Below are 23,805 nucleotides of genomic sequence, written 5' to 3'. Positions count from 1 at the left end.
CCACCGTCAGATCCCCGGCGAAGCCACGGTCACCCGAGGCATCGGGCACATACTTCACACAGACAACGATCCTCAAGCTCACGCCGGCTCTCCTCCTAGCAATGGTCATCACTGTGGGTCCCCCGCGCCGAGGGCCGAGGGGCCTGCCCGCCAGACGGCACAGGAGCCGGAAGGCGGGGATTTCCGGTCGGACAACCGGTGTTCCGAACGGAATATTACTCACCAGTACGACTTCAACCTACCCTGCCGCCAGGGCCGGAGAACTGTGACGTTGCCGACCCCGCCGACACCGGATCGGACTACCCCGTCAGGGCACTCCTCAGTCCCGCAACGCGTTGAAACGGCCCTGGTGGTAGAGGAGCGGCCGGCCCGGCGACGACAGCGTTCCGGTGACCGCCTCGGCGACGACCAGACTGTGGTCGCCGGCCGGGACGCGGGAGACCACCCGGCAGACCATCCACGCCAGCACGCCGCCGAGGAGCGGAACCCCCTCCGGCCCGACGCGCCAACGGGTGGGCGGGCCGAAGCGGTCGGCGCCCCGGCGGGCGAAGGTGGCGGCCAGCTCGGCCTGGTGTTCGCCGAGTATGTGCACTCCGACATGGGCCGACCGGGCGACGATCCCCCCGCTGACGGACGTGGAGGCGACCCCGAAGGAGACCATCGGGGGGTCGGCGGAGACGGAGGTGAGCGAGGTGGCGGTGAATCCGGCGGGCATCTCGCCCCGGGCGGTGATCACCGCGACGCCCGCCGCGTGGCGGCGGAAGACGGAGCGGAGCAGCTCGGGAGAGGCGGGCGGATGAATGCCGGGTTCGGGCGAGGCCGTCATGGCGTGGCACCCTGCCGGAGCAGCGGAGATTCAGCGGACACGGCGTCAGGCTTTCGATATGTGGCAGGTGCAGTCAAGTGCTGACTGCCCTCGCCGAGGACCAGAAATGTACGACGTGACGAGAATCTCCCCCGTCACCGGCTCCAGGACTGGTCAGAGCGGCGCACATGGGGCACGATCTGCCCCAGTGCCGAAAACCTACGGCTGCGTAACTTACACCGGGCGAACCCTCCCCGGGCACGACAGAAGGGTCCTCCCCAGATGGCAGAGTTTGTCTATCGGCCGGTCGTCGGTGCCGCTCTCACCCTGTTCAAGGCGCTGGACCTGAAGATCGACACTCAGGGGTCGGAGAACATTCCGCGCACGGGCGGCGCCGTGCTGGTCAGCAATCACATCAGCTATCTGGACTTCATCTTCTGCGGGCTCACCGCCCTCCCCCAGAAGCGCCTGGTGCGCTTCATGGCGAAGGACTCCGTCTTCCGCCACCGGGTCTCCGGTCCGCTGATGCGCGGCATGAAGCACATCCCGGTGGACCGCAAGCAGGGCGAGGCCGCCTATCAGCAGGCGCTGGACGCGCTGCGCGCCGGGGAGATCGTCGGGGTCTTCCCGGAGGCGACCATCTCGGAGTCGTTCACGCTGAAGTCCTTCAAGTCGGGCGCCGCCCGGCTGGCGCAGGACGCGGGGGTGCCGCTGATCCCCATGGCGGTGTGGGGCACCCAGCGGCTGTGGACCAAGGGCCGTCCGCGCAATTTCAAGCGCAGCCACATCCCGGTGACGATCCGGGTGGGCGAGCCGGTCGACGCGCCCACCGACCAGTACGCGGGGGCGATCACCCGGCGGCTGCGCGAGCGGGTGCAGGAGCTGCTGGAGGCCGCTCAGCGCTCCTACCCCGTACGCCCCAAGGACGCGTCGGACACCTGGTGGGTGCCCGCGCATCTCGGGGGTACGGCGCCGACGGCCGCGGAGGTCCGCGGCGCGAGCTGAGGCCGGGAGCGGTCGCGCCGGCGCCCTCACCCCGTCGGAGACGGTGAACGTGCGCGGCATGCCGGGGTGCCGGGGCGCCGGGGCGCCTCACAGTTCGGTGGGGAGTCGCGCCCAGAGTGACTCCCGGTCGGCCGCGCCCCGGAGGACGTGGAGCACCGCGGGATGCGGTGCGGCGTACAGCAGTGGATAGTCCCTCTCATCCGACCCCGGCCGGACGGGGAAAGCCAGCCGCTCCCCGTCGAGGGAGAACCGCGCATCGACCCCGGGCTTGTTGCCCCGGGGGTCCTGCCGGTCCCAGCGCTCGCGCCCGGGCAGCCGTACGGCGATCAGCCCGTGGATCACGTCCAGCCTCTGGTAGCAGAGCGCGGTGGGGATGCCCTCGGCCCGCAGCAGGGCGGCCAGGGCGTGGGCCTTCGCGTAGCAGATGCCGGTGCGCAGCCGGAGCACGTCGGAGGCGCGCCAGGTGACGCGGGGGTCATCGGCGTCATGGGAGTGCGGAATGGTGTCGCGGACGAACGCGAAGGCGGCCCGGGCGTACGTGTGGGCGTCGCCGCTGCCGTCCCGGAGGCGGGCGGCCGTCTCGCGCACCAGGGGGTGCTCGTGGTCGATGGCCTCGTCGGCGGCGAGATAGGCGGAGAGATCCGGGGTCTGCTGGCGGAGTTCCATGCAGCGACCCTAGAAAAACGGCCGACCGGAGTCAATGACTTTCCGGTCGGCCGTATATTCATGCACCATATGGGGAGAGAGGGCCGGTCAGCGGGCCATCTCCTCCTTCAGCGCCTGGAGGAAGGAGTCCACATCGTCCTCGGTGGTGTCGAAGGAGCACATCCACCGCACATCGCCGGCGGCCTCGTCCCAGAAGTAGAAGCGGAACCGCTGCTGGAGCCGCTCGCTCACCGCGTTGGGCAGCCGGGCGAAGACCGCGTTGGCCTGGACGGGGTAGAGGATCTCGACCCCGTCGATCTGCCGTACGCCCGCCGCGAGCCGGGTGGCCATGGCATTGGAGTGCCGGGCGTTGCGCAGCCACAGATCGCGGGCGAGCAGGGCCTCCAACTGCACCGAGACAAAGCGCATCTTGGAGGCGAGCTGCATCGACAGCTTGCGCAGATGCTTCATATGACTGACGGCGTCCGGGTTGAGGACGACGACGGCCTCGCCGAAGAGCATGCCGTTCTTGGTGCCGCCGAAGGTGAGGACATCGACGCCCACCGCGTTGGTGAAGGTCCGCATCGGGACGTTCAGGGACGCCGCCGCGTTGGATATCCGGGCGCCGTCGAGATGGACCTTCATACCGCGCTCATGGGCGTGTTCGGTGATGGCCCGGATCTCGGCGGGGGTGTAGACCGTCCCGAGTTCGGTGTTCTGGGTGATCGACACGACCTGGGGCATGGCCCGGTGCTCGTCGTCCCAGCCCCAGGCCTGGCGGTCGATCAGCTCGGGGGTGAGCTTGCCGTCCGGGGTCGGCACGGTGAGCAGCTTCAGCCCGCCCATCCGCTCCGGGGCGCCGCCCTCGTCCACATGGATGTGCGCGGACTCTGCGCAGATCACCGCGCCCCAGCGGTCGGTCAGCGCCTGGAGTGCGGTGACGTTGGCGCCGGTGCCGTTGAAGACCGGGAACGCCTCGGCCGTGGAGCCGAAGTGGCTGTGCATGACCCGCTGGAGGTGGTCGGTGTACGCGTCCTCGCCGTAGGCGACCTGGTGGCCGCCGTTGGCGAGCGCGAGGGCCGCGAGGATCTCCGGGTGGGCACCCGCGTAGTTGTCGCTGGCGAACCCGCGCACCTCGGGGTCGTGGTGGCGGCGGGCCGCCGTGGTCGTGCTCTTCACGGTTGGGGCGTCAGCCACAGGCGCTGTCCATTCACTTCCTCGGCGGACCGGTCCCAGACGCCCGCGATGGCGTCGGCCAGCTCGGTGACATCGGTGAAGCCCGCGAACTTCGCGTTCGGGCGCTCGGCGCGCATGGCGTCGTGCACCAGAGCCTTCACCACAAGGATCGCGGCAGCGGCCGCGGGGCCGTCGTCGCCCCCCGCCTTGCGGAAGGAGTCGGCGAGCGCCAGCGTCCAGGCCTCGGCCGCGGCCTTGGAGGCGGCGTAGGCCGCGTTGCCCGCGGTGGGCCGGCCCGCGCCGGCGGCGCTGATCAGCAGATAGCGTCCGCGGTCGCTGCGGAGCAGTCCGTCGTGGAAGGCGAGGGAGGTGTGCTGGACGGTGCGGATCAGCAGCCGCTCCAGCAGATCCCAGTCGGCCGGCTCGGTGGCGGTGAAGGAGGAGCTGCCGCGCCAGCCGCCGACGAGGTGGACCAGTCCGTCGATCCGGCCGAACTCCTTCTCGGTCCTGGCCGCCCACTCGCGGGTGGCGGCCAGGTCGAGCAGATCGACGGTGTCACCGGTGACGGTGGCGCCGCCGTGCGCGTAGCGGGCGGCGTCGACCGCCGAGGCCAGCCGTTCGGGGTCCGCGTCGGCCCCGACGACGGTCGCCCCGGCCTCGGCCAGCCGCAGCAGGGCCGCACGCCCCGCGGGTCCGGCCGCTCCGGCGACCGCGACCACGGCGCCCTCCAGCGGACCGCCTGAGTTCTTCATGGTCGTCGCCTCCTTGGTACGTGTGCTCACGCCGCTGCTCCGGAAGCGGTGCCGGCTGCCGCCGGGCCCGCCGCGGTGATCCCCTTCGTGGCGGCGATCACCTTCTTCAGCTTCTTGGAGAGCGCCTCATAGAACATGCTGAGCGGAAACTCGTCCGGAAGCACGTCGTCGACGAGTTTCCGGGGCGGCAGGCTCAGGTCGAGGGCATCGGGGCCCTTGGCCCAGCGGGAGCCGGGGTGCGGGGAGAGGTACCGCGCGACCAGGTCGTAGGCGGCGAACCAGTGGACGAGCTTGGGCCGGTCGATGCCGTCCCGGTAGAGCTTCTCGATCTCCGCGCAGAGCTGGTTGGTGACCTGGGGGGCCCGCTCCCAGTCGATCTTGAGAGTGTTGTCGGTCCAGCGCAGCACGTCGTGCTGGTGGAGATAGGCGAAGAGGAGCTGTCCGCCGAGGCCGTCGTAGTTGCGGACGCGCTCGCCGGTGACCGGGAAGCGGAACATCCGGTCGAAGAGGACGGCGTACTGCACGTCGCGGGCCTGGGCGACGCCGTCGGCCTCCAGGAGGACGGCCTCCTTGAAGGCGGTCAGGTCGCAGCGCAGCTCCTCCAGGCCGTACATCCAGAACGGCTGGCGCTGCTTGATCATGAAGGGGTCGAAGGGGAGGTCGCCGTGGCTGTGGGTGCGGTCGTGGACCATGTCCCACAGGACGAAGGCCTCCTGGCAGCGCTCCTGGTCCCGCACCATCTCCCGGATGTCGTCGGGCAGGTCGAGCCCGAGGATGTCCACGGCGGCGTTGGTCACGGCGCGGAAGCGGGCGGCCTCGCGGTCGCAGAAGATGCCGCCCCAGCTGAAGCGCTCGGGGGCCTCGCGGACGGCGATGGTCTCGGGGAAGAGGACCGCGGAGTTGGTGTCGTACCCGGCGGTGAAGTCCTCGAAGGTGATGCCGAGGAAGAGCGGGTTGTCGTAGCGGGTGCGCTCCAGCTCCGCGAGCCACTCGGGCCACACCATGCGCAGGACGACGGCCTCCAGATTGCGGTCCGGGTTGCCGTTCTGCGTGTACATGGGGAACACGACGAGGTGCTGGCGGCCGTGGGCGCGGTCGGCGGCGGGGCGGAAGGCGAGCAGCGAGTCCAGGAAGTCGGGGACGCCGAAGGCGCCATCGGCCCACGTGCGCAGATCGGCGACGAGAGCGCGGTGGTACGCGCTGTCGTGCGGCAGCAGGGGCGACAGCTCGTCCACGGCGTCGGCGACCCTGGCCACGGCGGACTCGGCGGCGGCGCGGGAGGGGGCGCCCTCGGCCTCGAAGTCGATGGAGCCGTCCGGGGACTGCCAGGGCCGGATCTCGCCGACGGCACTCTTGAGCCGGGACCAGGCCGGGTGCTCGACTACCCGGCTGTCGGTGGATATGGCCGCGGTGGCGGCGTCCTGCACAAGAATTTCCGTCATGTCACTTCCTCCACAGGAGAACCTCGCGTCAAGACACCGTATCCATGGGGCGTTCTTCAGGACAAGTGGCCTCAAAGAAATTATCCTGCGCCACCCCCATTTCCGCCGGAAGGTTTACGGCCGTGGAGCGTACCCGCGATGGCTTGCGTCATTCCCGCGCCGTCCCGCGCGGTGCCGGCGCCGCCGGGCGGCCGGTGCGTCAAGCCGGTGGCGGACACGCCCACGCACGGGTGAGGCGGGCGCCCGGCCCACCGGAGCGCGGGGCGCGGCGGACGGCGCGGGACCGGCGGCCTGAAGCCGCCGAACCGGCCGGGCGGAAGCGGTTGCCCCTCCGGGGCGGGCCATTAGGCTGCGTCCTTGCCGGACGGCGCCCTCGGACCGCGCCGGACGGGAGCCGCCGTCGACGGAAGCGAGAGAGACTTGACTTTCCTCACCATCGGTCACCGCGGGGTCATGGGCGTCGAGCCCGAGAACACCCTGCGCTCCTTCGTCCGGGCCGAACGCTGCGGCATGGACGCCATCGAACTCGATCTGCACCTCAGCAAGGACGGCGCGCTGGTCGTCATGCACGACTCCGAGGTCGACCGGACGACCGACGGCTCCGGCCCGATCGCCGAGAAGACGCTCGCGGAGCTGCGGGAGCTGGACGCGGGTGACGGGCAGCGGGTGCCCCTCTTCGAGGAGGTCGTCGACGCGGTGCGCTCCCCGCTCCAGGCGGAGATCAAGGACGTGGCCGCCGCCCGGGCGCTCGCCGATGTGCTGCTGCGCCGCGATCTGACCGGCCGGGTCACCGTGTCGTCCTTCCACGACGAGGCCGTGGCGGAGATCGCCGTGCTGGTGCCCGGCGCGCGGACGGTGCTGATCGCCGGCCGCTGGGGCGCGGACATCGTGGACCGCGCACGCGCCGTGCGCGCGGACACTCTGGCGCTGGACATCCGCCGGCTGACCCTGGAGGTGGTCGAGCGGGCGCACGCGGAGGGGATCGAGGTGATCGGCTGGGTGGTGAACACCCAGGAGCAGCTGCGGCTCGCCCGCGCCCTCGAACTCGACGGGGTGACCACCGACTTCCCCGAGATCAGGCGCACGGGCCGGTTCACGGCGTGACGGACGGGTTCCCCGGGCGCCGCTCCCCGGCCGGGGACCTCCCGGGGGTCAGCGCACCTCCTTGACCAGCAGTTCGAAGGTGAGGTCGTCGCGGAACGGCTCGCTCGCGGTCTCCTCCTCGTACGGGAAGGGGGTCAGCTCTCCCGTACGGCGGTAGCCCCGGCGCTCGTACCAGGCGATCAGCTCGTCCCGGAGCGAGATCACCGTCATGTGCACCGCGCGGACACCCCAGGTCTCGCGGGCGCGCCGCTCCGCCTCGGCGAGGATGCGCCGGCCGAGGCCGCCCGCCTGGAGGCGGGGGTGGACGGCGAAGAGACCGAAGAGGGCCGTCGCGCCCCGGTGTTCGAGCCGGCAGCAGCCGACGACGGCGCCCTCGCGCTCCGCGACGATCAGCAGTTCGCCCTCGGCGCCGATGATCTCGCGGAGCTGGGGCGCGCCGATCCGCCCGCCGCCGATGAGGGCGGCCTCGGTGGTCCAGCCCCCGGCGCCGTCCCGGTAGGCCGCCTGGATCAGCTCGTACAGGGCGGGCACATCGGCCTCGGCGGCCTCCCGGAAGGTGAGGGAGCCGCCGGCGCGGGGCGGGTGCGGTGCGGTGTCCATGGGCGGCTCTCCCCCGGGGAGGTAGTCGGTGTGTCCGGCGGACGTGCGGGTGCGGACGCCACGAGGGTACGGGGTCCGGGCCCGGCGCTCCGATCCGGATACGGCGGGACCCCGGGTCCGCGCGGGAGGCGTCGCCGGCCGGGTGACCCCGGGGGGCCGCCCTTGATCCCGGGGAAGGTCCCGGGCCGTGTGCGGGCCGTGGGATCGTCCGCCCGGTGGAAGGGGCGGGGGTGCGGCGCACCGGCGCCGGGGTCCGCGGGGACGCGCCGTGAGGCGGAGGATCGTCCTCCAACGCGGCGAGGGCCCCCGCGGCCCGGGGCGCCGCGGGGCGGTCGGGACGTGCGCGCGCGTCCCGGTGGCTTTCGCCGGGATGGGGCGCGGGCTCCGGTGCCGTGCGTCGCGCGGCGGAGGACGGGGCCACCGCGGTGGCGGCCTCCCGTGCCCGCCGGGGCACAGGGGGCCGGTGCCGGGGCACAGGGGGCGTGGTGCGGTGCGGGGGGCCGTGGTGCGGTGCGGGGGCCAGGTCCCGGCGGAAGACCCTAGGGTGCGTCCATGGTGCATGTGCTGAGCAGCCGGATCATCATCCGCCCCGTCGACCCCGAGCGGTCCAGGCGGTTCTACGGACAGACCCTCGGCCTGGCGGTTCACCGCGAGTTCGGGACCGGGCCCGGCGAGCGGGGCACGGTCTACTTCCTGGGCGGCGGCTTCCTGGAGCTGTCGGGGCGGGCCGAGGGGAGGGGCCCCGGGGCGGGCGTGGAGCTGTGGCTCCAGGTCGAGGACGCGGACGCCGTCCACGAGGAGCTGGCGGCGCGGGGCGTGGAGGTGCTGGAGCCGCCCTCGCTGCGGCCCTGGGGGCTGATCGAGATGTGGATCGCGGACCCCGACGGCCATCGGATCGCCGTGGTGGAGGTGCCCGCCGACCACCCTCTGCGCTACCGGCCCTGACCCGGCGCCCGGGGGGCGTGCACGGAGCGATGAACGCCGTGTGCTCCCCGTGACACCCCCGTGCACCTCCGCGCACTCCCGTGCGCTCGCGTGTGCCCCGCGAGGGGCGGGCATCGACCCTCCGGACGCCGTCGATGCCCTGGGGGGTCTCCGTGCACGGACCCGCGCTGTCCGGCTGGCTGCTCGTCGCGCTCTGCGGAACGACCGGTGGGTACTGTCTGGCCCGGATGCGCGGCTGCTCCGGCCCGGCCCGGGCGGCGGCGGGGGGCGAGGCGCTGATGGGGCTGGGGATGGCGGCCATGGCCGTGCCCGCCGCCGCGTTCGCGCCGCCCGGGTGGGCCTGGCCGGTGTACGCGGCGGTCTTCGGCGGCGCGGCTCTCGCCGCTCTGTGGGCCGCCCGCGCCGGTCCCGTCCACCATCTGCACCATCTGGTCGGCTCGCTCGCGATGGTCTACATGGCGCTGGCGATGGTGCCCGGCGCGGCACCGGCCCACCACGGCGGGCACCCGGCGGCGGGGGTGCCCGCGCTGACCGGCGCGCTGCTGGCGTACTACGCGGTCTACGTGCTGCGCGCCGGGGTGCGGCTGGCCCCGGCGGGCGGCTCGCCGCCGGGCAGGGGCGCCCGGCCCGCCGCGCCGCCCGGCGGCGAGCGCGATCCCGGTCTCGCCGGTGCCTGCCGGCTGTCCATGGGGCTCGCCATGCTGGCGATGCTCCTCACCCTCTGAGCCCCGGGCCGCCCGGCTCCGGGCCGGTGCCGGGCGGCCGGGCGGAGGAATCGCGCCCACGCGCCCTTTCCGGCCACCCGGAAACGTGGCGTGCGTCACTTGCCGGGCGTGCCCGTACCTCGGGCCCGTCCCGCACTCATAGGCTGATCACATGTTGGTCTCCCTTGTGCTGCTGTCGCTCGGCGCACTGGCCGCCGTTCTGGCCCCGCGGCTGGTGTCGCGCGCCGACTGGTCCGAGCGCGAGCCGATCGTGGCGCTCTGGGTGTGGCAGTGCGTGGTGGCCGCCGTCCTGCTGTCCTTCGCGCTCTCCATGACCTTCAGCGCCGCCGCGGCCTGGCAGCTGGTGCGCGGCCAGGTCTTCGCGCCGGCGCCCAGCGCCGTGGTGGACGCCTACGCGCTGGGCACCGACGAGCCGTGGCCGGCTGCGCTGGCGACCCTGCTGGCCTGCGGGGGCCTGTGGAGCGCCGCGATGCTGACCCGGGAGATCAGCCACGCGCGGGCGCGGCGCCGGAAGCGGCGCGAGGAGCTGCTGGTGCGCGCCCCCCTGCTGCCGGGCGAACAGCCGGGCAGCGAGCGGCTGGTGGTGCTGGAGGGCGAGCGGCCCGACGCCTGGTGGCTGCCGGGCTCGGCGCCCCAGCTCGTCATCACCACCGCCGCGCTGCACCGGCTCAAGGGCCGCCAGCTCGATGCCGTGCTCGCCCATGAGCAGGGGCACGCCCGGGCCCGCCACGACTGGCTGCTGCACTGCTCCGCCGCGCTGGCCAACGGCTTTCCGCAGGTCCCGGTCTTCGCCGCGTTCCGCGACGAGATGCACCGGCTGGTGGAGCTGGCCGCCGACGATGTCGCGTCCAAGCGGTTCGGACGGCTGACGATCGCGCTGGCGCTGGTGGGCCTCAACGAGGACCGCGGGGTCTTCGGGCCGTGCGCCGCCCCCGAGGGGGACCTCCCCCAGCGCGTCAACCGGCTGCTCTCCGCGACCCCCAGACTCACCCCGGCCCGCCGGCTCCGGCTGACCGCGGCGGCGGCGCTGGTGCCGGTGGTCCCCCTGCTGGTGGCGTTCGTCCCCGCGCTCCGCGCCCTGGCCTGACCCGCCGCCCCGGGCCCGCCGCGCGGTCCCGGAGCACCGGGGCCCGCGACGGCGCGCGGGGCGCGCGGGATGCCCGTATCCCCCACGCGACAGGAATGATCCCCCCATGCACTCCCCCCGACCGGCCCCCGCCGCTCCCCCGGTGTCCCGCCGGACCTCCGCCCCGGCGCGGGCCACCGCGATCCTGGCCGCCCTCTCCGCCGCGCTGCTGGCGCTGGTCGCCGCCGGCTGGTCGCCGCTGCTCTCCTTCGACCGGTCCGTGGCCGGCGCGCTGCACCGCTCCGCGGTCACCGAACCCGGGTTCGTCCAGGTCAACCGGGTGCTGACCGACTGGTTCTGGGACCCGTGGACCATGCGGGCGCTGATGGCGGCTGCCGTGGTGTGGCTGTGGTGGCGGCGCGATCGGGTGTTCGCGGCGTGGATCGCGGCCACGGCCGTCCTGAGCGCGCTGCTCCAGCAGGTCCTCAAGTGGGCGGTGGGGCGGGAGCGCCCGCAGTGGACCGACCCGGTCGACTCGGCGCACTTCGCGGCCTTTCCGTCCGGTCACGCGATGACGGCGACCGTCGCCTGCGGGCTGCTGCTGTGGGTGCTGGCACGGCGCGGGGTGCGGAGCGGCCCGCGCTGGTGGTGGAGCGTGGCGGCGGCGGCCGTCTCGGTCCTGGGTGTGGGGCTGACCCGGCTCTATCTGGGGGTCCACTGGCCCACGGATGTGCTGGCCGGCTGGCTGATGGGGGCGTGCTGTGTGACCCTGGCGATCACCCTGTACGGACGGACGGTCTTGTCCCGCTCGCGCTGAGCCGGGAAGGATCGACGGCATGGCGATCACAGGCGTGCTCTTCGATTTCTCCGGGACCCTCTTCCGTGTCGAGTCCGTGCGGGAGTGGCTGCGCGCGACCCTCGAAGCGCGCGGCACCGCCGTGAGCGAGGCCGATTTCACCCGGTACGCGGAACAACTGGCGGCGGCCGGAGCGCTGCCGGGCGGCCCCTCGCCGAGGGAGCTGCCGCCGGAGCTGGCCGCCGGATGGGCCGTGCGCGACGAGAGCGCCGAGCGCCACCGGGCCGTGTACACGGCGCTGGCCCGCCGGGTGGAGCTGCCGGACCCGGGCCTGTACGAGGCGCTGTACGAGCGCCATACGCACCCGGACGCCTGGCAGCCCTACCCGGACGCGGCGGGGGTGCTGCGCGAGCTGCGGGAGCGCGGCACCGGGATCGCCGTGGTGAGCAACATCGGCTGGGATCTGCGCCCGGTGTTCCGCCGGCACGGGCTGGACGAGCTGGTGGACGCGTATGTGCTGTCGTACGAGCACGGGGTGCAGAAGCCCGACGCACGGCTCTTCCGGGCGGCCTGCGAGGCGCTGGGGGTCCGTCCGGGCGACGCGCTGATGGTGGGCGACGACCGGGAGGCGGACGGCGGGGCGGCGGCACTCGGCTGCGCGGTCCGCCTGGTGGACCATCTGCCGGTGGCCGAGCGGCCGTGCGGGCTGCGGCCGGTGCTGGAGCACCGCTGAGAGGACGGCCGTCCTCGGGCCGGGCGATCCCCCGCGTCGCCCGGTCCGGGACGGACCCGCCGGCCAGGCCCTGAGGCCCTCGCGGCGTACCGCGCTGAGTATATTGGCTCGGAGCCAGTCAACGCAGGAGTCAAGCATGTCCCCGCGGCGCCCATCGGTCAATGAAGAGATGCGCCGGCGTTCCCGGGAGCGGCTGCTCCAGGCCGCGGTGGAGCTGGTCGGCGAGCGGGGGTACGAGGCCACGACGCTGGCCGATATCGCCGATCGGGCGGGTTCGGCGCGCGGTCTGGTCTCGTACTACTTCCCGGGGAAACGGCAGTTGCTCCAGTCGGCCGTCCACCGGCTGATGCACCGCACGCTGGAGGCGGCGCTCTGCCGTGAGCCGCGCACCGAGGACGGGCACGAACTGCTGGCGCGGGCGATCGACGCCGTTCTGGGGCTCGCCGTGGACCGTCCGACGCTGATGCGGACGCATATGTCGGGGGTGCTCCAGGCCGAGGGCTTCGTGCAGTGCCCCGAGCAGCAGCGGCTGGCGGCGCTGCTGCGGGGTGCCGTGGAGCGGTACGGCTCACCCCGGCCCGATACGGACTATCCGCTGCTGCGGGCGCTGCTGATGGGGGCCGTCTTCGCGATCGTGCTGCCGGGGGCGCCGATGGAGCCGGCGCGGCTGCGGGCCGAGCTGTTCCAGCGGTACGGACTCGACTGGGAGCTGGGCGTTCCGCCGGGCGGGGGGCCCGCCCGGCGGAACGCGCGCTGAGCGCGGAGCACCGCTGACAGCGGCTCAGTCGTCGTGGTCGTGGTCGAAGTAGTCGGGCTGGGTCTGTGCGTTCAGCTCGGGCAGCCACACCCGCTTCGCCGGGTCGGTGCGCCTGTCGTTGATCTTCAGCACGTCGAGACCCTTGGCCATGTCGTTGGAGTAGACATGGCCGTTGTAGTAGTAGGCCGACCACGGTCCGGCCGTGGTGACCCGGCTGGGGTTGACCGGGCCGCGCTCGAAGAAGCCGATCTCCTTCGGCCTGGCGGAGTCGGTGAACTCCCAGACGGAGATGCCGCCCTGGTACCAGGCCTGGACCATCAGGTCACGGCCCTTCACCGGGATGAGCGAGCCGTTGTGCGCGACACAGACCTCGGTGGGGGCCTGGTGCCGGTCGATCTTGAAGTAGCTCCGGAAGACCAGCTTGCGCTGGTCGCCCTTGCCGACGATGTCGTAGATGCCGTTGGCACCCCGCTTGGGCCCGATCTCGGCGTTGCAGGTGGCCGAGCCGCCGCCGCCCAGCTCGTCGGTGAAGACGATCTTGTTGGCCTTCTGGTTGAAGGTGGCCGAGTGCCAGAACGCGAAGTTCTCGTTGTCCTGGACGCGGTCGATGACCCTCGGGCGCTCCGGGTTCTTGATGGAGAGGAGGACGCCGTCCCCCATGCAGGCGCCGGCGGCCAGGTCCTTGGAGGGGAGCACGGTGATGTCGTGGCAGCCGGTGGTCGCCCAGATGTCCGGGTTGCCGGGGTCGCCGGGGTGGCCGCCGTCGGGGAAGAGCACCGGGAAGTCGATGACCCGGGCCCGCTCCGGGGCCTTGCGCGGCACCTTGATGATGGAGATGCCGTCGTGCGGCGGCTGGCAGTCGGGCAGCGAGGCGTGCGGCGAGTACGACGAGACGTAGACGTACACATCGCGGCGCTCGGGCAGGATGGTGTTGGTGTGCGATCCGCAGGCGGTCTCGACGGCGGCGACGTACTTCGGGTTGCGCTTGTCGCTGATGTCGAAGACCTTGATGCCCTCCCACGAGTCCTTCACCGTGGCGGACTGCGATGTGCTGTTGCAGGAGCTGTCGCTGCGGGAGGAGTCGGTGGAGAGGAAGAGCAGGTCGCCGCTTACCGAGACATCGTTCTGACTGCCGAGGCAGAGGACCTCCGAGACGGTCTTCGGCGACTTCGGGTTGCTGATGTCGTAGATCGTGAAGCCTTCGAAGTTCCCCGCGTAGGCGTACTTCCCCTGGAAGGAGATGTCGGTGTTGAGGCTCTTGAGCGCGCCCTTGGGAACGTTGACGAGGTGTTCGACGTTGGCGCTGTGGACGATCTCGTCCACGCCGGGTATCTCACCGCTCGCGATGGCGGCCCGGGTCTCGGCCTCCTGACCTGAGGAGACGGCCCCCTTCCCGGCGGCGGTGTCCCCGGGGTCGGGGGTGGCCAGCGCGGGGCCGGCCGTCAGCAGCGCGGCGAGGAGCCCGGCCGCGGCGGTGGCCGCGCCCAGCCGTCTCCGCCGTGGGCGATGAATGTGCGACAGGGTCACTGCGTCCTCCCTGGATTCCGTTCATGGCCGAACGGTTGATGGACCACGGAAGTATCTTCCCTTGCATGGACATCTCAACAACTGGCAACAGAGACGTAATGAAAGTTTCTGATCACCGGACCCCGGAACCGTGTTAGGACGGATGCCGAACAGTCGTCAACCGCCCCCAGTGGCACAGGAGGCCGCCATGCCGAACCGCCGACGGACCCCAGCGACGCGCGGACCGGCCGCCGTGGCCGCGGTCGCCGTGGCCGTACTGGCCCTGGGGGCCTGCGAGTCCGGTTCCGGCGGCGCGGAGCCCGGGGCCGGGAAGGGCCCGGAGGCATCGGTGGTGGTCCCCGGCAAGCCGGGTGAGCCGGCGCGGACGCTCTCCGCCGAGGACGCGCGGAAGGAGCTGCCGGACGATTCGCCCAACGAGGCCGACCTCGCGTACGCGCACCGGATGATCGAGCACCACAGACAGGCGCTGACGATGACCGGCCTGGTGCCGGGGCGGGTGCACTCCCCCCGGGTCGAGGCGCTGGCGGAACGGATCTCGGCCGGCCAGGAACCGGAGATCGCCGCCATGGAGGGGTGGCTGGAGAGCGAGGGCGGGAGCCGGGCCGGGGACGGCGGGGGGCAGGGCGGGCACGGGGATCACGGCGGGGGCCACGACGCCGGCTCCATGCCGGGGATGGCGACCGGGGCACAGCTCGCACAGTTGCGGGCGGCGGAGGGGAAGGCCTTCGACGAGCTGTTCCTGAAGCTGATGATCACTCACCACGAAGGGGCGATCTCCATGGCGGCCGAGGTGCTCGCCGACGGGAACAACGTCCGGGTGGAGGAGATGGCGGGCGATGTGATCGCGAGCCAGACCACCGAGATCGGCCGGATGCGCGGACTCTGACCCCGGAGGGGCACCGGGGGCGCGGGCGGTCAGCGGCGGTTGTGGCGGGGAGCGAGATATCCCTCGTCCCGGGCGCCGGCGATGAGCCGCAGGGATCGGCGGCGGCTGCGCCCGGTCGCGCCCATCACGGCGAGGACGGGATCGGAGCCCTCGCGCTGCGCCGCCCGGTAGGCGTCGGCGGCGATGCGGCGGCCCGCCCTGCCCCGGGGCGCGGTGGAGCGGCCCCGTCCGCGGCGCCGGGAGGCGCTGGGCGGCCCGGCCGGTTCGGCGGCAGCGGGCACGGGGAGGGCGGGCACGGGGGGCGCGGCGGGCCGTGCGGTGGCCGCGAAGGGATCGGGCCCCTGCCATACGGGTCCCGGTGCCGCGGCGGTGCGGCAGGCGTCCTCCAGCGGCTCCCCGATCCGGGCCGCGAGGACCGCGAGGCCGGGCAGCGGCAGCGGCGGGTCGGCCCGCAGCTCCTCGATCGCCAGCCGGCCCTCCGTCACCACCGCGACCACATCGAACCGCGCTCCGTCGGCGAAGGTCAGCCGGACGTCGAACCACGGGGGTGGGGCTCCCGGAGCGGGGAGGGCCGACCCGGTGACGGTGACCGCCCCGTGGCCCTGGACCTCCCAGACGGGCGGAGAGGGCAGCGACTCACCCGGATCGTACTGATCATTCGTGTTAAGAAACCCCGTTTCCTGCACAATTAACACGTAACCAGTCAAGTCATGCATATGTGCGGCGGCACGCATGAGGTGCGCCGCAAGGCACCCTGTCAGCTCAGCTCGGACGGCCCCCGGTCGTCGCCGCCCGTCACTCCCCAGGCCCGCTCTCCGGTGGGATGCTGGAGACCTCCCGCGGGAAGGAGTGCGCCGTGCTTCGCGTCGCCGTCGTCGGGGCGGGCCCCAGCGGGGTCTACACCGCTCAGGACCTCGTCCTCCAGAACCGGGTCCCCGATGTCCGGGTGCATGTCCTGGACCGGCTCCCCTGCCCGTACGGACTGGTCCGCTACGGGGTGGCGCCCGACCACGAGAAGATCAAGTCCCTCCAGAACAGTCTCCGCGCGGTGCTGGAGCACGACCGGATCGACTTCGTCGGCCATGTCGAGATCGGCGGGTCCGGCCCCGGCCCCGCGGAGCTGCTGGGCCTCTACCACGCGGTGGTGTACTGCGTGGGCGCCGCCCGGGACCGCAGACTCGGCATCCCCGGCGAGGAGCTGCCCGGCAGCCACTCGGCCACCGACTTCGTCTCCTGGTACAGCGCCCATCCGGACGCGGCGGAGCGCGGATTCGGGCTGGCCGCGCGCTCGGCCGTGGTGATCGGCGCGGGCAATGTGGCGGTCGATGTGGCCCGGGTGCTCGCCCGGGAGGCGGCGGAGCTGCGCCCGACCGATGTGCCCGAGGGCGCCCTGGGCGCCCTCGCGCTCAGCGGGGTGCGCGAGGTCCACATGGTGGCCCGGCGCGGCCCCTCGCAGGCCAGGTTCACCACGAAGGAGCTGCGGGAGCTGGGCTCGCTGCCGGCGGCGGATCTCCTGGTCGACCCCGCGGAACTGGCCCTGGACCCGGCGTACGCCGACGGGACGGCGGCGGCGGCCCTGCCGGCGGCGGCCAGAAGGAACATCGAGGTCGTGCGGGGCTGGGCGGAGCGGCCCGCCGAGGGGCGCGGGCGGTGTGTCCGGCTGCGCTTCTTCCTGCGGCCGGTGGAGCTGCTGGAGCGGGACGGCCGGGTGGCGGGCGTACGGTTCGAACGGACCGTGCCCGACGGCGCGGGAGGGGTGCGGGGCACCGGGGCGTACGAGGACATCGGGGCGGGACTGGTGCTGCGGGCCGTCGGCTACCGGGGAACGCCGCTGCCGGGGCTGCCCTTCGACTCCGAGCGGGGCACGGTTCCGCACGCGGCCGGGCGGGTGCTGCGCGAGGGCGTGCCGTCGCCCGGGGAGTACGTCGCGGGCTGGATCAAGCGGGGCCCGACCGGGGTGATCGGCACCAACCGGCCGTGCGCCAAGGAGACCGTGGCCTCCCTCCTCGACGACGCGGCGGCGCTCACCGCCCGGCGGGTGGCGGCGGACCCGCTGGCGGCGCTGACCGCCGCCGGTCAGCGGCCGGTGGGCTGGCCGGGGTGGGAGGCGATCGTGGCGGCGGAGACGGCACTCGGGAGCGCGCTGGGCCGCCGGTCGGTGAAGATCCCCGACTGGGCGGGGCTGCTGGCGGCGGCGGAGTCCTGAGAACGGCGCGGCGGCGTCAGCGGCGGTGGCCGCCGGCGGCGGCCTGCCGCGCGAGCGCCGTCAGGACACTGTCGAGCAGCCCGGGGAAGAGCGCGTCCAGATCGTCGCGGCGCAGTTCGTTCATCTTCGATGTGCCCTGGTAGATCTGCCGGATCACTCCGCTCTCCCGCAGGACGCGGAAGTGGTGGGTGCTGGTCGACTTGGTCACCGGCAGGTCGAAGTACGAACAGGAGAGCGGGTCCGGGCCCGAGGCGAGAGTGTGGACCACGATCAGGCGCATGGGGTCGGAGAGGGCGTGCAGCACGGCCTCCAGCCGGATGTCCCCGCGCTCGGGGTGGGCGAGTTCACGGGGGCTTGTCGCGGTGTCCACTGCGGCTCCTCTTTCGTGGGTGAGTCGGTGCGCCGGCCGGGTCATCGGCCGGCCGGTGCGGTGCGGTGCGGTGCGCCGGCGGGTCGCGCCGGCGCGTGGGGGTCCCGGCGCGTCGGTCCGGGCGGTTCCGGTGCGTCGGTCCGGGCGGTTCCGGCGGGTCCCGGGGTGCCGCCCGTCCAATAGTACGAGAGCGCTCGTAGTTTGAGGGAATCCGTACTACGATGCGTATCGTACGAATCGGCCGCCGCGCCATCGGGCCCGGCCCGGCCGCTTCACCATGCCATCCCGAGGAGCCTGCCGTGAGCACACTGTTCGAGCCCTTCACCCTGCGGTCGCTGACCATCCCGAACCGCGTCTGGATGGCGCCGATGTGCCAGTACTCCGCACCGGTGACCGGCCCGGACACCGGTGCGCCCGGCGACTGGCACCTCGCCCACTACGCGGCCCGGGCCACCGGCGGCACCGGCCTGATCCTGGTCGAGGCGACCGCGGTCGCCCCGGAGGGCCGGATCAGCCCGGCGGACCTCGGACTCTGGAACGACGCCCAGACCGCCGCGTTCCGCCGGATCGCCGGCTTCCTCGCCGGCCAGGGGGCCGTCCCCGGAATCCAGCTGGCCCACGCGGGACGCAAGGCGTCCACCGGCCTGCCGTGGCAGGGCGGGGCCCCGGTGGGCCCCGGGGAGCACGGCTGGCAGCCGGTCGGCCCCAGCCCGGTCCCGTTCGACGAGGGGCATCCGGTGCCGACCGAGCTGACCGTCGATCAGATCGCCCTGGTCGTGCAGCAGTTCGCCCGCGCCGCCCGGCGCGCGCTGGAGGCGGGCTTCCGGGTGGCCGAGATCCACGGCGCGCACGGCTATCTCATCGGCGAGTTCCTCTCCCCGCACAGCAACCACCGCGAGGACCGGTACGGCGGCTCCTTCGAGAACCGGGTCAGGTTCGCGCTGGAGGTGGTGGACGCGGTCCGCGCGGTCTGGCCCGACGAGCTGCCGCTGTTCTTCCGCGTATCGGCCACCGACTGGCTGGAGGGCGCCGGCTGGACGGCCGACGACACCGTGCGCCTCGCCGCGCTGCTCCGGGAGCACGGCGTGGACCTCCTCGATGTCTCCAGCGGCGGCAACGCGCCCCGGGTGCGGATTCCCGCCGGCCCCGGCTACCAGGTGCCGTTCGCGGCGCGGGTGCGGGCGGAGACGGGGCTCGCGGTCGCGGCGGTCGGCCTGATCACGGAGGCCGGGCAGGCGGCGAAGATCCTCGCCAATGGCGAGGCGGACGCGGTGCTGCTCGGGCGGGAGCTGCTGCGCAACCCCTCCTGGGCGCGGCAGGCGGCCGAAGCGCTGGGCGCGGAGGTCCCGGTGCCCCCGCAGTACCTGCGCTCCCTGCTCCGCTCGCGCTGAGGGCCCGCGCCCGGGGCGCTGTCCGGGGCCGAGGGCGGACCGGCGCGCGCCCGGGACGGCGGAGCCCCGGGCGCGCGGCCCCGGGCGGGCCGCGGCGGACGGAGGGGAGAGGCCGTGCGGGACACCCTCATTACCCCAGTAGAGTGACGCACTGTGACAGCGCGACGACCTTTGAAGGAAATTATCGAGCCGGGCTGGGCCGACGCCCTGGAGCCGGTGGCCGACCGTATCGCCGCGATGGGGGACTTCCTGCGCGCGGAGATCGCGGCGGGGCGGACCTATCTGCCGGCCGGGGCGCACGTACTGCGCGCCTTTCAGCAGCCGTTCGCGGATGTGCGGGTCCTGATCGTCGGTCAGGACCCCTATCCCACCCCGGGGCACGCCGTGGGCCTGAGCTTCTCGGTGGCGCCCGAGGTGCGGCCGGTGCCGGGCAGCCTGGACAACATCTTCCGCGAGATGCACACGGACCTGGGCCACCCCCGGCCGTCCAACGGCGATCTGACCCCCTGGACCCGGCAGGGAGTGCTGCTGCTCAACCGAGCGCTCACCACGGCTCCCCGGAAACCCGCGGCGCACCGGGGCAAGGGCTGGGAGGAGGTGACCGAACAGGCCATCCGGGCGCTGGTCGCCCGGGGCACCCCCCTGGTGTCGGTGCTGTGGGGGCGCGACGCCCGCAATCTGCGCCCGCTGCTCGGCGAGCTGCCGGCGATCGAGTCCGCGCACCCCTCCCCCATGTCGGCGGACCGCGGCTTCTTCGGCTCGCGGCCCTTCAGCCGGACCAATGAACTCCTCGCGCGTCAGGGGGCCCAGCCGGTCGAGTGGCGGCTGCCGTGACCGGCTCCTGGGTCCTCGGGGTGGACTCCGGGGGCTCGGGGCTGCGGATCGGTCTCGCCGGCGCCGCGGGCACCGGGCGCGCCGGGACCCTGAGTTCCGGGGAGCCCGTGCGCACCGGGAGCGACGGCATCGACGCCGGGCATCTGCTGGAGCAACTGGTGCCGATGGCGCGGGAGCTGCTGGCGGCGGCCGGGGGCGGGCCGGTCGCCGCGGTGGCGATCGGGGCGGCCGGGATGGCGACCCTCGGCGACCGGCTGCGCGCCGAACTGCCGGGAGCGCTCGCCGCGTCCCTGGGGGTGCGGCGGCTCGCGCTCGCGACGGACGCGGTCACGGCGTACGCCGGGGCGCTCGGGCAGCGCCCCGGCGCGGTGGTGGCCGCGGGCACCGGCATGGTCGCGCTGGGAACGGATCTGACGGGCTGGCGGCGGGCGGACGGCTGGGGGCATCTGCTGGGCGACTGCGGCGGCGGCGCCTGGATCGGCCGGGCCGGGCTCGAAGCCGCGCTGCGCGCCCACGACGGGCGGTCCGGCGGCTCCGCCGCGCTGCTGAGGGCCGCCGAGGCGGTGTTCGGTCCGGCCGGCGGTCTGCCGGGGGCGGTGTATCCGCGCACCGACCGGCCGGCGGTGCTGGCCTCCTTCGCGCCGGAGGTCGCCCGCTGCGCCGCCGCGGGCGACGGGCCGGCCGCCGCCGTTCTCGCGCTGGCCGCCCGTCACATCGCCGAGGCGGCCGAGGCCGTGTGCCCGCCCGGCGGAGGGCTGGACATCGCGCTGACGGGGGGCCTGTTCAAGATGGGCGCCCCCCTGCTCGCGCCCCTGGAGGAGGAGCTGTCCGCGCGGCTGCCCGGCGCGCGGACAGTGCCCGCCGCCGGCGATCCGCTCGCCGGGTCGCTGCTGCTGGCGGGCGCGCTCGCGACGGGATCGCTGCGGCTGCCGCTCCACCCGACGCTGCTTCATGTACCGGCAGAGCGGGGCAGATGAGACGCAGGGTACCCAGACACACGATATCCATCGGATAAATGTGGACAGATGACACTCGACCACCCCCTCCCCGAACAGCCACGCCCTCAAAACCAGTAGCATGCGGCGCCATGAGCTCCCCCACTGGGCCCGCGTCCGGCCTGCCTGTACGAATGCCGCGCCCCCGTCAGTCCGGGCGGCACCGCCGCCCGGAACCGGTGGCCGCCCCCGAGGGCGCGCCCGCGCTGATTCTCGCCGTGCCCGGCGTGCCCGCGCCCGCGACCCGCAGCCTGGCCGAAGAGACCATAAGCATCGCGCGCTCCGAGCTGCCGGGCCTCGATGTCGGCATCGGCTATCTCGACGGAGACGACTCCGAGTACCCCACGCTGGAGAGCGTTCTCGCCCACACGGCGGCGCGGCGCACCGAGCGGTACGAGATCGCGCGGGCGGCCGGCCGTGAGGTGGCGGAGCCCGAGGGCCCCGCCGCGGTCGTGGTGCCGCTGCTCGCGGGCCCGGACAGCGTGCTCATGCGGCGGGTCCGTCAGGCGGTCATGGACAGCGGCTCGGTGGCGGAGCTGACCGATGTCCTCGGCCCGCATCCGCTGCTCGCCGAGGCCCTGCACGTGAGGCTCTCGGAGTCGGGTCTGGCGCGGGCCGACCGGGCCAGGCTGTTCACGGTGGCCACGGCCGCCGACGGCATCATCCTGGCGACGGTCGGGGGCGAGGAGGCCGTGCGGGCGGCCGGGATCACGGGGATGCTGCTGGCCGCGCGGCTCGCGGTGCCGGTGATGGCGGCGGCTCTCGATGTGGAGGGCTCGGTGGGCGCCATCGCGGATCAGCTGCGCGGCTCCGGCTCGCTCCAGCTGGCCCTGGCCCCGTATCTGGTCGGCCCGGAGCTGCCGGACGGGCTGCTGGAAGCGGCCGTGAAGGAGGCGGGCTGCTCCGCCGCCGAGCCGCTGGGCGCCTATCCCGCGATCGGCAAGCTGGTGCTGTCGCAGTACGCGGCGACGCTGGGCATCACCCCGCAGCCGCAGGGCTCGCCGGCGCACTGACGGCCGGAGGGGAGGCCCGCCGTGCGGGCCTCCCCTCCGGTCCCGGCCCCGGCCCGTCGGCCGGACCCGGGGAGATCGGGGCCGCGGGTCAGAGAAAGACCACGCAGGAGGCCGCGGGGGCGTCCAGGGAGCCCGCCCGCCGCGGCACACCCGTCTCCGGGTCGAGGTCGAACCAGGTGACGTCCCCGGAGCGCTCATTGGCGGCGTAGAGCCTGCGGCCCGACGGGTCGAGCGTCAGATCGCGCGGCCAGCGCCCGCCGCACGGCACGGTGGTGATCAGCTCGGCCCGCTCGCCGCTCCCGTCCAGGGAGAGCACGGCGATGCTGTCGTGTCCCCGGTTCGCGGCCCAGAGCCGGCGCCCGTCGGGGGCGACCACGACCTCGGAGGGGTAGGCGGGCCCCTCGGTGCCGTCCGGCAGCACCGGCACCTCGCCGACCGGCTCCAGCACGCCCGCCCCGGCGTCCCAGCGGCAGACGGTGAGCGTGGGCACCAGTTCGTTCAGCACATAGGCGTGGGTGCCGGCCGGGTGGAAGGCCAGATGGCGGGGGCCGGTGCCGGGGCGCAGCGGGGTCTCGCCGTGCCGGGTCAGCTCGCCGGTCGCGGTGTCGAGCGCGCTGATGTGCACGGAGTCGGTGCCGAGGTCGACGGCGAGCACCCACCGGCCACTGGGGTCGGGCAGCACCTGGTGGGCGTGCGGCCCGCGCTGGCGGTCGGGGTCGGGGCCGTCGCCCTCGTGCTGGAGGACGCCGCTGGCGGCGGCCGGTTCGCCGGCGGGCCCGATGGGCAGGACCGTGACGCTGCCGGAGCCGTAGTTGGCGGTCAGCAGATGGCCGCCGTGGACGGCGAGATGGGTGGGGCTCGCGCCGCACACAGGCACCCGCGCGCCGATCGGCCGGGGCGCCCTCCCCCGGAGGTCGAAGGCGCCCACCGCGCCCTCCGATGTCTCGGAGACGGCGTAGAGGACCTGGTCTCCCGCGACGGTGGCCAGGGCGAGGTACGAGGGGTCGGCGACAGCGTCGCTGACCCCTGTCTCGGTCAGCGCGCCGGTCTCCCCGTCGACGTCGGCTGCGATGACGCCGCGCCCGCCCGTCGAGGTGAACGACCCGATGAATGCCCGTCGGGTGCTCTTGTCGCCCACAGCGTTGTCCCCTCACTGATCGTTCGCTGGCCCGGCAGACGGTAGCAGCGGTCTAGACCAAGTGTCTTCACCCGTTCCCGGTCCGCCGGCCGCGGGACGCGGGGCCGGAAGCGGGGGTTCCGGTGTTGCGTCCGGGCAGCCGATCCCGGCGAATCGGGTGTAGTGGACATGAGGTTGCCCTTATTTCCAGCCATGATCAGATTTCCGCGCGGAAGCACCGCGGCACGGTGAAGATCCGAAGGATCTTCACGTATGGGGCACATGTGCGGCGGAATCTTCGCTGCGGCAATCCACAGCACCCCCGCAGAGGCCGGGAACGGTGCCGGTGACACGCGTATGACCTGCGAAGACCTGTCCATATGACAGCCAACCGAAAACACCCTACTTCTGCGAACGGTCACTCCCCGTGTAGGCATGGTGAAGGCGGCCCCAAACAACCTGGGGGGTCGCCTCAGCCATGTTTCTGGGGGTTCATCCGCCATGTCCAGACTCACCCGTCGCCAGACCCTCGGGGCCGTCACCGGCGCAGCAGCGGGCGTAGCGCTCATCGGGGTGGCCACCGCGTCCGCGGACCCCGCGCCCGCCCAGGGCACGGGCGGCGCCGCCAAGGGAGGCACTGCCTCCGGTCCCGCGCCCTTCGACGAGGTCTACAAGGGCCGCCGTATCCAGGGCATGCCCGCCGAGGCCCACGCCCACGGCCACGCGGGACACCACGGCGCCGGCTACCGCGTGCTGATCGACGGCCGCGAACTCCATGTGATGCAGCACGGAAAGAGCGGCTGGAGCAGCCCGATCAACCACTACGAGAGGTTCGCGACCCCGCTCGACGCCGCGCGCACCGCGGTCCTCTCCCTCAAGGGCGCCGTCGTCGTCCCGTTCGACCCCACCGCCTGA

25 protein-coding genes and 1 pseudogene are annotated in these 23,805 nt (G+C 73.6%); 15 read left to right on the top strand and 11 right to left on the bottom strand.

Features of this window, described 5'->3' with window-relative positions; all coding sequences use genetic code 11:
- Nucleotides 1–82: pseudogene (locus ACWCRA_RS28470) on the bottom strand (electron transfer flavoprotein subunit beta); the annotation flags it as partial.
- Between the two features lie 237 nt (nt 83–319).
- A complete protein-coding gene (locus ACWCRA_RS28465; RefSeq protein ID WP_351557218.1) occupies nt 320–826 on the bottom strand; it encodes a flavin reductase family protein in 507 nt (168 codons plus the stop codon).
- A gap of 261 nt (nt 827–1,087) precedes the next feature.
- Here ACWCRA_RS28465 and ACWCRA_RS28460 point away from each other — a divergent pair, with 261 nt between their 5' ends.
- Nucleotides 1,088–1,810 (top strand): lysophospholipid acyltransferase family protein, encoded by a 723-nt coding sequence (locus ACWCRA_RS28460; protein ID WP_351557215.1) that lies wholly within the window; start codon nt 1,088–1,090, stop codon nt 1,808–1,810.
- 87 nt (nt 1,811–1,897) lie between these two features.
- Here ACWCRA_RS28460 and ACWCRA_RS28455 read toward each other — a convergent pair whose 3' ends face one another.
- The 4 genes from ACWCRA_RS28455 to ACWCRA_RS28440 form a co-directional block, all read right to left on the bottom strand.
- Complete coding sequence (locus ACWCRA_RS28455) at nt 1,898–2,476, bottom strand: transglutaminase domain-containing protein (RefSeq protein WP_351557212.1); 579 nt, start codon at nt 2,474–2,476, stop codon at nt 1,898–1,900.
- Between the two features lie 87 nt (nt 2,477–2,563).
- Nucleotides 2,564–3,652, bottom strand: coding sequence for a threonine aldolase family protein (locus ACWCRA_RS28450; protein ID WP_351557209.1), 1,089 nt, complete (start codon nt 3,650–3,652; stop codon nt 2,564–2,566).
- Nucleotides 3,631–4,383: an SDR family oxidoreductase gene (locus tag ACWCRA_RS28445; protein ID WP_351557226.1), complete on the bottom strand. Its 753-nt coding sequence runs from the start codon at nt 4,381–4,383 to the stop codon at nt 3,631–3,633. The genes ACWCRA_RS28450 and ACWCRA_RS28445 overlap by 22 nt, the downstream gene beginning before the upstream one ends.
- A gap of 26 nt (nt 4,384–4,409) precedes the next feature.
- Nucleotides 4,410–5,825: a DUF6421 family protein gene (locus tag ACWCRA_RS28440; RefSeq protein ID WP_451068944.1), complete on the bottom strand. Its 1,416-nt coding sequence runs from the start codon at nt 5,823–5,825 to the stop codon at nt 4,410–4,412.
- A gap of 420 nt (nt 5,826–6,245) precedes the next feature.
- Here ACWCRA_RS28440 and ACWCRA_RS28435 point away from each other — a divergent pair, with 420 nt between their 5' ends.
- Nucleotides 6,246–6,929, top strand: a complete 684-nt coding sequence (locus tag ACWCRA_RS28435) for a glycerophosphodiester phosphodiesterase (protein WP_351557203.1) — start codon at nt 6,246–6,248, stop codon at nt 6,927–6,929.
- Between the two features lie 48 nt (nt 6,930–6,977).
- Here the strand turns inward: ACWCRA_RS28435 and ACWCRA_RS28430 are convergent, their stop codons facing one another.
- On the bottom strand, nt 6,978–7,529 hold the full coding sequence (locus tag ACWCRA_RS28430; RefSeq protein ID WP_351557200.1) for a GNAT family N-acetyltransferase: 552 nt from the start codon (nt 7,527–7,529) through the stop codon (nt 6,978–6,980).
- A gap of 552 nt (nt 7,530–8,081) precedes the next feature.
- On the opposite strand from ACWCRA_RS28430, the gene ACWCRA_RS28425 reads away from it, so the two are divergent.
- From ACWCRA_RS28425 to ACWCRA_RS28400, 6 genes are all read left to right on the top strand, one after another.
- Nucleotides 8,082–8,474: a VOC family protein gene (locus tag ACWCRA_RS28425; protein WP_351557197.1), complete on the top strand. Its 393-nt coding sequence runs from the start codon at nt 8,082–8,084 to the stop codon at nt 8,472–8,474.
- A gap of 152 nt (nt 8,475–8,626) precedes the next feature.
- Entirely contained in the window at nt 8,627–9,199 is a 573-nt protein-coding gene (locus tag ACWCRA_RS28420) for a DUF5134 domain-containing protein (RefSeq protein ID WP_351557224.1), read from the top strand.
- A gap of 151 nt (nt 9,200–9,350) precedes the next feature.
- Complete coding sequence (locus ACWCRA_RS28415) at nt 9,351–10,286, top strand: M56 family metallopeptidase (RefSeq protein ID WP_351557194.1); 936 nt, start codon at nt 9,351–9,353, stop codon at nt 10,284–10,286.
- A 106-nt stretch (nt 10,287–10,392) separates the two neighbouring features.
- Entirely contained in the window at nt 10,393–11,082 is a 690-nt protein-coding gene (locus ACWCRA_RS28410) for a phosphatase PAP2 family protein (RefSeq protein WP_351557191.1), read from the top strand.
- 19 nt (nt 11,083–11,101) lie between these two features.
- A complete protein-coding gene (locus ACWCRA_RS28405) occupies nt 11,102–11,794 on the top strand; it encodes an HAD family hydrolase (RefSeq protein WP_451068943.1) in 693 nt (230 codons plus the stop codon).
- Between the two features lie 136 nt (nt 11,795–11,930).
- The gene (locus ACWCRA_RS28400; RefSeq protein ID WP_351557185.1) at nt 11,931–12,551 is read left to right on the top strand and encodes a TetR/AcrR family transcriptional regulator; all 621 of its coding nucleotides are present in this window, start codon (nt 11,931–11,933) and stop codon (nt 12,549–12,551) included.
- A 24-nt stretch (nt 12,552–12,575) separates the two neighbouring features.
- Here ACWCRA_RS28400 and ACWCRA_RS28395 read toward each other — a convergent pair whose 3' ends face one another.
- On the bottom strand, nt 12,576–14,078 hold the full coding sequence (locus ACWCRA_RS28395; protein ID WP_351557182.1) for an LVIVD repeat-containing protein: 1,503 nt from the start codon (nt 14,076–14,078) through the stop codon (nt 12,576–12,578).
- A 187-nt stretch (nt 14,079–14,265) separates the two neighbouring features.
- On the opposite strand from ACWCRA_RS28395, the gene ACWCRA_RS28390 reads away from it, so the two are divergent.
- Entirely contained in the window at nt 14,266–14,964 is a 699-nt protein-coding gene (locus ACWCRA_RS28390) for a DUF305 domain-containing protein (protein WP_351557179.1), read from the top strand.
- Between the two features lie 29 nt (nt 14,965–14,993).
- Here the strand turns inward: ACWCRA_RS28390 and ACWCRA_RS28385 are convergent, their stop codons facing one another.
- A complete protein-coding gene (locus tag ACWCRA_RS28385; RefSeq protein WP_451068942.1) occupies nt 14,994–15,659 on the bottom strand; it encodes a DUF6214 family protein in 666 nt (221 codons plus the stop codon).
- 161 nt (nt 15,660–15,820) lie between these two features.
- On the opposite strand from ACWCRA_RS28385, the gene ACWCRA_RS28380 reads away from it, so the two are divergent.
- Nucleotides 15,821–17,170: an FAD-dependent oxidoreductase gene (locus ACWCRA_RS28380; protein ID WP_351557173.1), complete on the top strand. Its 1,350-nt coding sequence runs from the start codon at nt 15,821–15,823 to the stop codon at nt 17,168–17,170.
- Nucleotides 17,171–17,186: 16 nt separating this feature from the next.
- Here the strand turns inward: ACWCRA_RS28380 and ACWCRA_RS28375 are convergent, their stop codons facing one another.
- Nucleotides 17,187–17,585, bottom strand: a complete 399-nt coding sequence (locus ACWCRA_RS28375; RefSeq protein ID WP_451068941.1) for an ArsR/SmtB family transcription factor — start codon at nt 17,583–17,585, stop codon at nt 17,187–17,189.
- Nucleotides 17,586–17,839: 254 nt separating this feature from the next.
- On the opposite strand from ACWCRA_RS28375, the gene ACWCRA_RS28370 reads away from it, so the two are divergent.
- The 4 genes from ACWCRA_RS28370 (at nt 17,840) to ACWCRA_RS28355 (ending at nt 21,773) form a co-directional block, all read left to right on the top strand.
- Complete coding sequence (locus ACWCRA_RS28370) at nt 17,840–18,931, top strand: NADH:flavin oxidoreductase/NADH oxidase (protein ID WP_451068940.1); 1,092 nt, start codon at nt 17,840–17,842, stop codon at nt 18,929–18,931.
- Between the two features lie 171 nt (nt 18,932–19,102).
- Complete coding sequence (locus tag ACWCRA_RS28365; RefSeq protein WP_451068939.1) at nt 19,103–19,765, top strand: uracil-DNA glycosylase; 663 nt, start codon at nt 19,103–19,105, stop codon at nt 19,763–19,765.
- Complete coding sequence (locus tag ACWCRA_RS28360) at nt 19,762–20,742, top strand: N-acetylglucosamine kinase (RefSeq protein ID WP_451068938.1); 981 nt, start codon at nt 19,762–19,764, stop codon at nt 20,740–20,742. The genes ACWCRA_RS28365 and ACWCRA_RS28360 overlap by 4 nt, the downstream gene beginning before the upstream one ends.
- A 110-nt stretch (nt 20,743–20,852) precedes the next feature.
- On the top strand, nt 20,853–21,773 hold the full coding sequence (locus ACWCRA_RS28355) for a sirohydrochlorin chelatase (RefSeq protein ID WP_351557159.1): 921 nt from the start codon (nt 20,853–20,855) through the stop codon (nt 21,771–21,773).
- 88 nt (nt 21,774–21,861) lie between these two features.
- On the opposite strand, the gene ACWCRA_RS28350 is transcribed toward ACWCRA_RS28355, so the two are convergent.
- Nucleotides 21,862–22,911: a lactonase family protein gene (locus ACWCRA_RS28350; RefSeq protein WP_451068937.1), complete on the bottom strand. Its 1,050-nt coding sequence runs from the start codon at nt 22,909–22,911 to the stop codon at nt 21,862–21,864.
- 480 nt (nt 22,912–23,391) lie between these two features.
- Between ACWCRA_RS28350 and melC1 the strand changes: the two genes are divergently transcribed.
- Nucleotides 23,392–23,805, top strand: coding sequence for an apotyrosinase chaperone MelC1 (gene melC1, locus ACWCRA_RS28345; RefSeq protein WP_451068936.1), 414 nt, complete (start codon nt 23,392–23,394; stop codon nt 23,803–23,805).

The organism is Streptomyces sp. NPDC001889 (genome assembly GCF_053594535.1).
The sequence above is the reverse complement of the archived record's forward strand: the minus strand, read 5'-3'. Positions and strand labels throughout refer to the sequence as shown.

Bases quoted from the DNA above. Each gene is read 5' to 3' on its own strand.
- ACWCRA_RS28465 (WP_351557218.1), bottom strand. From the start codon at position 826: ATGACGGCCTCGCCCGAACCCGGCATTCATCCGCCCGCCTCTCCCGAG.
- ACWCRA_RS28460 (WP_351557215.1), top strand. From the start codon at position 1,088: ATGGCAGAGTTTGTCTATCGGCCGGTCGTCGGTGCCGCTCTCACCCTG.
- ACWCRA_RS28455 (WP_351557212.1), bottom strand. From the start codon at position 2,476: ATGGAACTCCGCCAGCAGACCCCGGATCTCTCCGCCTATCTCGCCGCC.
- ACWCRA_RS28445 (WP_351557226.1), bottom strand. From the start codon at position 4,383: ATGAAGAACTCAGGCGGTCCGCTGGAGGGCGCCGTGGTCGCGGTCGCC.
- ACWCRA_RS28440 (WP_451068944.1), bottom strand. From the start codon at position 5,825: ATGACGGAAATTCTTGTGCAGGACGCCGCCACCGCGGCCATATCCACC.
- ACWCRA_RS28430 (WP_351557200.1), bottom strand. From the start codon at position 7,529: ATGGACACCGCACCGCACCCGCCCCGCGCCGGCGGCTCCCTCACCTTC.
- ACWCRA_RS28425 (WP_351557197.1), top strand. From the start codon at position 8,082: ATGGTGCATGTGCTGAGCAGCCGGATCATCATCCGCCCCGTCGACCCC.
- ACWCRA_RS28415 (WP_351557194.1), top strand. From the start codon at position 9,351: ATGTTGGTCTCCCTTGTGCTGCTGTCGCTCGGCGCACTGGCCGCCGTT.
- ACWCRA_RS28410 (WP_351557191.1), top strand. From the start codon at position 10,393: ATGCACTCCCCCCGACCGGCCCCCGCCGCTCCCCCGGTGTCCCGCCGG.
- ACWCRA_RS28405 (WP_451068943.1), top strand. From the start codon at position 11,102: ATGGCGATCACAGGCGTGCTCTTCGATTTCTCCGGGACCCTCTTCCGT.
- ACWCRA_RS28400 (WP_351557185.1), top strand. From the start codon at position 11,931: ATGTCCCCGCGGCGCCCATCGGTCAATGAAGAGATGCGCCGGCGTTCC.
- ACWCRA_RS28390 (WP_351557179.1), top strand. From the start codon at position 14,266: ATGCCGAACCGCCGACGGACCCCAGCGACGCGCGGACCGGCCGCCGTG.
- ACWCRA_RS28375 (WP_451068941.1), bottom strand. From the start codon at position 17,585: ATGACCCGGCCGGCGCACCGACTCACCCACGAAAGAGGAGCCGCAGTG.
- ACWCRA_RS28355 (WP_351557159.1), top strand. From the start codon at position 20,853: ATGAGCTCCCCCACTGGGCCCGCGTCCGGCCTGCCTGTACGAATGCCG.
- melC1 (WP_451068936.1), top strand. From the start codon at position 23,392: ATGTCCAGACTCACCCGTCGCCAGACCCTCGGGGCCGTCACCGGCGCA.